The organism is Mycobacterium sp., from assembly GCF_035603715.1.
GTDB lineage: Bacteria > Actinomycetota > Actinomycetes > Mycobacteriales > Mycobacteriaceae > Mycobacterium.
In genome coordinates this window covers 1-6,573 of sequence record NZ_DATNJW010000591.1, presented here as the reverse complement: position 1 = coordinate 6,573, position 6,573 = coordinate 1, and the positions used below count along the sequence as shown (strand labels likewise).

Sequence of the window (6,573 nt, the reverse complement as noted above, 5' to 3'; positions counted from 1 at the left end):
TTGCGCGATGGCCGAAAAACTCAGGCCGCATTTCGAGGACGTCCAGGCACACTACGACCTATCTGACGAGTTCTTCCGGCTGTTCCTCGACCCGAGCCAGACCTACAGCTGCGCCTACTTCGAACGCGACGACATGACGCTCGAGGAAGCCCAGCAGGCCAAGGTCGACCTGGCGCTGGGCAAGCTCGGCCTGGAACCCGGGATGACGCTGCTCGACGTCGGCTGCGGCTGGGGCAGCACGATGCGCCGTGCGATCGAGAAGTACGACGTGAACGTGATCGGCCTGACGCTGTCCAAGAACCAGGCCGCCCACGTGCAGAAGACGCTGGACGAGATGGACAGCCCGCGCACCAAGGAGATCCGGCTGGCCGGCTGGGAAGAGTTCGACCAGCCGGTGGACCGGATCGTGTCGATCGGCGCATTCGAGCACTTCGGCCACGACCGCTACGACGACTTCTTTCAGATGGCCAACAAGGCCCTGCCCGACGACGGGGTGATGTTGCTGCACACGATCACCGGCCTGACGCCGGCGCAGATGACCGAACGCGGCATGCCGTTGACGTTCGAGCTGGCCCGGTTCATGAAGTTCATCGTCGATGAGATCTTCCCCGGTGGCCGGTTGCCGTCCATCGAGATGGTGGAAGACCGGTCCTCGAAGGGCGGCTTCACGCTGACCCGCCGGCAGTCACTGCAGCCGCACTACGCCAGGACCCTCGATTGCTGGTCCGCGGCGCTCGAGGCGCACAAGGACGAAGCCATCAAGATCCAATCCCAGGAGATGTACGACCGTTACATGCATTATTTGACCGGTTGCGCCAAGGGATTCCGGGTCGGATACATCGACGTCAACCAATTCACCCTGGAAAAGTGATCGCGACCCGCACAATAGACAACGACGTTGTTACTCCCGCGTCAGATGGACCCGGGTATGGTGCTCTCGCACCATGGTGGGGTAATACCCCGGGCAGTAGGAAGGGTTAACACACGCTGATGGCCGAGAAGCAAGGTTTAACGCAGACACGGACGCGTCCGGAGGACATCCAGGCGCACTACGACCTGTCCGATGACTTTTTCGGACTGTTCCAGGACCCGACGCGGACCTACAGCAGCGCCTACTTCACGCGTGACGACCAGTCGCTGGAGGAAGCCCAGATCGCCAAGGTCGACCTGAACCTCGACCAGCTGGACCTCAAGCCGGGCATGACGCTGCTCGACATCGGCTGCGGCTGGGGCACCACGATGAAGCGGGCCGTGGAGAAGTACGACGTCAACGTGATCGGCCTGACGCTGTCCAAGAACCAGCACGCCCGCGCCCAGCAGGTGTTGGACGATCTCGACACCAACCGTTCGCGCCAGGTGTTGCTGCGCGGCTGGGAGGACTTCAGCGATCCCGTCGACCGGATCGTGTCCATCGAGGCGTTCGAGCACTTCGGCTTCGAGAACTACGACCACTTCTTCAAGAACGCGTTCAACATCATGCCCGACGACGGGCGGATGACCGTGCAGAGCAGCGTGGCCTATCACCCGTACGACCTGAACGCGCGCGGCAAGAAGGTCACCTTCGAGACGGCGCGGTTCATCAAGTTCATCCTCACCGAGATCTTCCCGGGTGGTCGCCTGCCGTCCACCGGCATGATGGTCGAGCACGGCGAGAAGGCGGGCTTTGTTGTGCCCGAGCCGATTTCGCTGCGCCCAAGCTACATCAAGACCCTGCATCTGTGGGGTGATGCGCTGGAGGCCAACAAAGCCAAGGCCGTGGAGATCCAGTCCGAAGAGGTCTTCGAGCGCTACATGAAGTACCTGCGCGGCTGCGAGTTCTACTTCTCCGAGGAAATGCTGGACGTCAGCTTGGTGACCTACCTGAAGCCGGACGCCGCAGCGTAAGTTAATTCTCCGCCTGCTGTCGGATTCCGGCCGCGCCGTTCGTCGGACGAGTAGAGAGTGGAACACAGGGTTCTGCTCACTACCGGAGGTGACGACGATGCAGTACTTGGCTCTCTTGATCGACAAAGAGCGCGAACTCACACCCGATGAGAGCGCTGACGGTATGGCGGCTTATCAAAGCTTCCACGCCAAGGCCGGGTCGGCGATCCGGGCAGGCGACGCGTTGTTGCCGTCAGCGACCGGGGCCCGCATCACGGGTGGTCCCGAAGCCCCGATGGTGACCGATGGACCGTTTGCCGAGGCCGCCGAAATCGCCTGCGGCTACTACGTGTTCGAAGCCGATAATCTTGACGACGCACTCGCGCTGGCCCGCGACATTCCCGCTGCACAGAGCGGCGCGATCGAGGTTCGGCCGGCCTTTCACGCCTTCGACGACGAGTGGGCGAGACGCGCCGATGCCCAGTGGCTGGCGCTGCTGTTGGAGCCGCCGGGAAACGTCAACACCCCCGGCACACCGGAGTGGGAGGCCGAAGCGGCGCGGCACGGTGAATTCGCCGCTGCCGCGGGCGACCACATCGTCGGCGGCGCGGCTTTGCACGAGCCGGCGACTGCGACCACGGTGCGGGTTCGCGACGGCCAGGCGCTGTTCACCGACGGGCCGTTCGCGGAGAGCGCCGAGATCGCGACGGGCGTCTACCTGCTGTCAGCCGCCGACCGCGACGAGGCCGTCAAGTTGGCGTCGATGATTCCCGCTTCGGCTGTCGAGGTCCGGCAGTTGGCTGGGGTGTCGGGGCTCTAGCCCTCGAATGGTCAACCTGGACGGCGTCTTTCGGCGGGAGTGGGGCCCGGCCGTGGCCGCGCTGGCCCGGTGGTCGGGCGATCTCACCGTCGCCGAGGACGCCGTCCAGGAAGCATTCGCCGAGGCGCTGCGGGCATGGCCGCGCGACGGCGTGCCGGACAACCCCGGCGCATGGGTGCTGACCGTGGCGCGCAACCGCGCCCGCGACCGATTGCGTCGCGAGTCAGTGCGCCCGGGAAAGGAATTGGCGGCGGTGGTTGACGACATCCGGGCGCGCACCGAGGTGGACGTTTACCCGGTGCGCGACGACGAGCTGCGAATGATGTTCACCTGCGCGCACCCGGCCCTGGATCGATTGTCACAGCTGGCGCTGACGCTGCGGCTGGTGTCCGGGCTCACCGTCGCCGAGATCGCCCGCGCGCTGCTGCAGACGGAAACGGCTGTCGGACAACGTATTACCCGGGCCAAGGCCAAGGTCCGGCACGCCAACATCCCGCTGCGGGTGCCGCCGGCCGAGCTGTTGCCCGAGCGCACACCGCACGTGCTCAGCTGCATCTATTCGGTGTTCACCGAGGGCTACTGGTCGACGGCGGGGCCGTCGGCGATCCGCGACGAGTTGTGCGACGAAGGAGTCCGACTGGCCTCCGAGCTGTGCACCCTGATGCCGACCGAGTTGGAAGCGCACGCGCTGGCAGCCCTTGTGCTGCTGCACGATTCGCGACGGTCGACCAGGGTGGACGCCGACGGCGCGCTGGTGCCGCTCGAGGAGCAGGACCGTGGCCGATGGGACCGCGGGCGGATCGCCCGCGGTCTGGACCGGCTTAGACTGGCGCAGGGTTCGACCGGCCCCTACCTGCCGCAGGCGGTGATCGCCGCACTGCATGCGACGGCAACGTCGTGGGAGCAGACCGACTGGCGCACGATTTGCGTGGCCTACGACAAGTTGTCGGCGATGACCGATTCGCCGGTGGTACGGGCCAACCGGGCCCTGGCGGTGGGTTTCCGCGACGGCCCCGACGCCGGGCTGGCCGCCCTGGAGCAGGTTGCCAACGACCCGCGTCTGGCCCGGTCCAATCTCGTCGCGTCCATACGCGCGGACCTACTACGGCGGGCAGGACGACGATCCGACGCGCTCAGCTGGTATCGAGAAGCGTTGGCGTCCAACGGTTCCGATCCAGGCCGCGACTATCTGCGCCGCCGGATCGCCGAGTGCGGCGGATGAGCCGCGATATCACCGCGCCGCACAAAGATCAGGAATGCCCGCGCACGCCTAATTCGCCGTTGAGATACAGCGCCCGGCACGCCTGCCGCGCGAGCTTGCCGCTGGTGGTTCGCGGGATGACGCCGGCCGCGACCAGCAGCACGTCGGCCAGCGGCAGGCTGTGCAGACGGGATACTGCCGCGCGGATGTCATCGATGACCGGTTGCAGATCGCCCCGGCCGGCCCCCGGTGCTCGTTCGGCGACGATCACGACGCGTTCGCCCGCCTCATCTGCGGGCGCTCCCGGTACCTCGTTCGCCGGCACCGAAAACGCTGCGACGTAACCCGATCGCACCTTGGACGACGCCTCTGCCGTGGTGGCCTCGATGTCTTGCGGATAGTGGTTGCGCCCATCCACGATGATCAGATCTTTGATGCGCCCGGTGATGTAGAGCTCACCATCCAGGTAGACACCGAGATCCCCGGTCCGCAGCCAAGTGGCGTCGCTCGGCGCCCCGTCAGCATGGCTGCCGGTCTGCAGCCGGCGCTGCAGCTTGTTGCCGAACACCTGCTCGGTTTCTGCGGGACGTGACCAGTAGCCGCGGCCAATGTTGTTGCCGTGCAACCATATTTCGCCGACCTCTCCGTCGGCTACTTCCACCTCGTTCTCGGTGTCGACGATCACGCCCCATTGGCTGCGGGCCACCCGACCGCAAGAAACCTGCGAGATGGAGTTGGGAGCGTCGCGTGGCACCCGAACCGCGCGCCCCTGGCCCAACTGCTCTCGGTCCAGATACACAACCGACGGCCCGGCGGACAGCTCGATGGTGGACACGAACAGGGTCGCCTCGGCCATGCCGTAGGACGGCTTGACCGCCGTGCTCGGCAGCCCATACGGGGCGAACGCCGCGTTGAACTTCTCGATCGAGGCGATCCGCACCGGTTCGGAGCCGTTGATCAGCGACACCACATTCGTCAGGTCCAGATCTTCCCCGTCATCGGGTAGCCCGCGCTCGACGGCCAGCTCGAACGCGAAGTTCGGCGCCGCGGCAAAAGTGGGGCCGTGCTTGGACTCCGCAGCCAGTTGGCGGATCCACCGTTGCGGCCGCCGGACGAAGGCGACCGGCGACATCAGCGTGACCTGCGTGCCGAATACCGCCACGCAGACGATCATCAGCAGGCCCATGTCGTGGTAGAGCGGCAACCAGCTGACACTGCGGATGTCCCAGTCGATACCTGTCGAGATCACCATCTGCAGGACGTTGGTGCCGATCGCGCGATGGGTGATCTCCACGCCGACCGGGGATCGGGTGGACCCCGAGGTGTACTGCAGGTAGGCGATGTCGTCGGTGTCCAGATGTACTGGGGCGTACGTCATACCGACCGAGTCGGGAACCTCGTCGATTGCGATCACCCGCGGTCTGTTGGCTCGCGGCAGCGAACGGACAAACTCCTGAACCGCTGCGGCCGCGGCAGCCGTCGTCAAAACCACCGACGGCCTGGCGTCGGCCAGCACAGCGTCGAGGCGCTCCGCGTGCCCCGGAAACTCCGGCGCGAACAGTGGCACTGCGATGTCGCCGGCCTTGATCGCGGCGAAGAAGCCGACGATGTAATCGATGCCCTGCGGTGCCAAGATCGCCACCCGATCACCCTTGGAGGTGATCTGCTGCAGGCGAGCACCGATGGCCCGCAACCTGGTGCCGAGCTCAGCCCAGGTCAACTCGATCATCTTGCCGTCGGCATGCTGGCTGTAGTCGAGGAAGCGGTACGCGACGGCATCGCCGATGTCAGCGATGTGGCGGTCCAGAAACGTCACCAGGTTGGCGCCTTCTGGCAGAACGATGCCGCCATCCGCGTCGAGGTAGTCAGTCAACTCCGGCCGGTTCAACCGACTGCCGTCGTTATCCCAGGCACCTAGCATGACGGGATTCTAAGAGATTAGAGCGCTGTTCGCCGTCAGCACTCGGCGGTGAACAGCACTCTTCCTCACTCTTCGTTGATGTTTCGGGTGACCGCCGGATCGACCGGGATGCCCGGTCCGGTGGTCGTCGAGACCGTGATCTTCTTCAGATAGCGGCCTTTGGACGACGACGGCTTGTGCCGCAGCACCTCGTCGAGCGCCGCGGCGTAGTTCTCCGCGAGCTGCTTGGAGTCGAAGGACGCCTTGCCGATCACGAAGTGCAGGTTGGCCTGCTTGTCGATCCGGAAGTTGATCTTGCCGCCCTTGATGTCGGACACCGCCTTGCTGACGTCCGGGGTGACGGTGCCGGTCTTGGGGTTGGGCATCAGGCCACGCGGGCCGAGGATCCGCGCGATGCGGCCGACCTTAGCCATCTGGTCGGGCGTCGCGATCGCCGCGTCGAAGTCGAGGAAGCCGCCCTGGATCTTCTCGATCAGGTCGTCGCTACCCACCACGTCGGCGCCGGCGGCGGTTGCCTCGTCGGCCTTTTCACCGACGGCGAACACGGCGACCCGAGCGGTCTTACCGGTGCCGTGCGGGAGGTTGACCGTGCCGCGGACCATCTGGTCGGCCTTACGCGGGTCCACTCCGAGCCGGATGGCCACCTCGACGGTCGAGTCCTGCTTGGTCGACGACGTCTCCTTGGCCAGCTTGGCGGCCTGCAACGGGGTGTAGAGGTTGTCGCGGTCCACCTTCTCGAGGGCGGCGCGATATGCCTTGCTGTTCTTG

General features: G+C 65.6%; 6 protein-coding genes. 4 read left to right on the top strand and 2 right to left on the bottom strand.

The features are described from left to right. Positions 1–7 precede the first annotated feature (7 nt). The 4 genes from VN856_RS24295 (at position 8) to VN856_RS24280 (ending at position 3,905) form a co-directional block, all read left to right on the top strand. Complete coding sequence (locus tag VN856_RS24295) at positions 8–871, top strand: cyclopropane mycolic acid synthase family methyltransferase (RefSeq protein WP_325694035.1); 864 nt, start codon at positions 8–10, stop codon at positions 869–871. Between the two features lie 119 nt (positions 872–990). After that, positions 991–1,884, top strand: a complete 894-nt coding sequence (locus tag VN856_RS24290) for a cyclopropane mycolic acid synthase family methyltransferase (RefSeq protein ID WP_325694032.1) — start codon at positions 991–993, stop codon at positions 1,882–1,884. Positions 1,885–1,981: 97 nt separating this feature from the next. Beyond that, positions 1,982–2,683: a YciI family protein gene (locus tag VN856_RS24285; RefSeq protein WP_325694029.1), complete on the top strand. Its 702-nt coding sequence runs from the start codon at positions 1,982–1,984 to the stop codon at positions 2,681–2,683. Between the two features lie 7 nt (positions 2,684–2,690). Next, complete coding sequence (locus VN856_RS24280) at positions 2,691–3,905, top strand: RNA polymerase sigma factor (RefSeq protein WP_325694026.1); 1,215 nt, start codon at positions 2,691–2,693, stop codon at positions 3,903–3,905. 28 nt (positions 3,906–3,933) lie between these two features. On the opposite strand, the gene VN856_RS24275 is transcribed toward VN856_RS24280, so the two are convergent. Next, positions 3,934–5,805: a fatty acyl-AMP ligase gene (locus VN856_RS24275; protein WP_325694023.1), complete on the bottom strand. Its 1,872-nt coding sequence runs from the start codon at positions 5,803–5,805 to the stop codon at positions 3,934–3,936. A 65-nt stretch (positions 5,806–5,870) separates the two neighbouring features. Further along, positions 5,871–6,573, bottom strand: a 703-nt coding sequence (rplA, locus tag VN856_RS24270) for a 50S ribosomal protein L1 (protein ID WP_325694020.1), incomplete at its 5' end; no start/stop codon positions are given.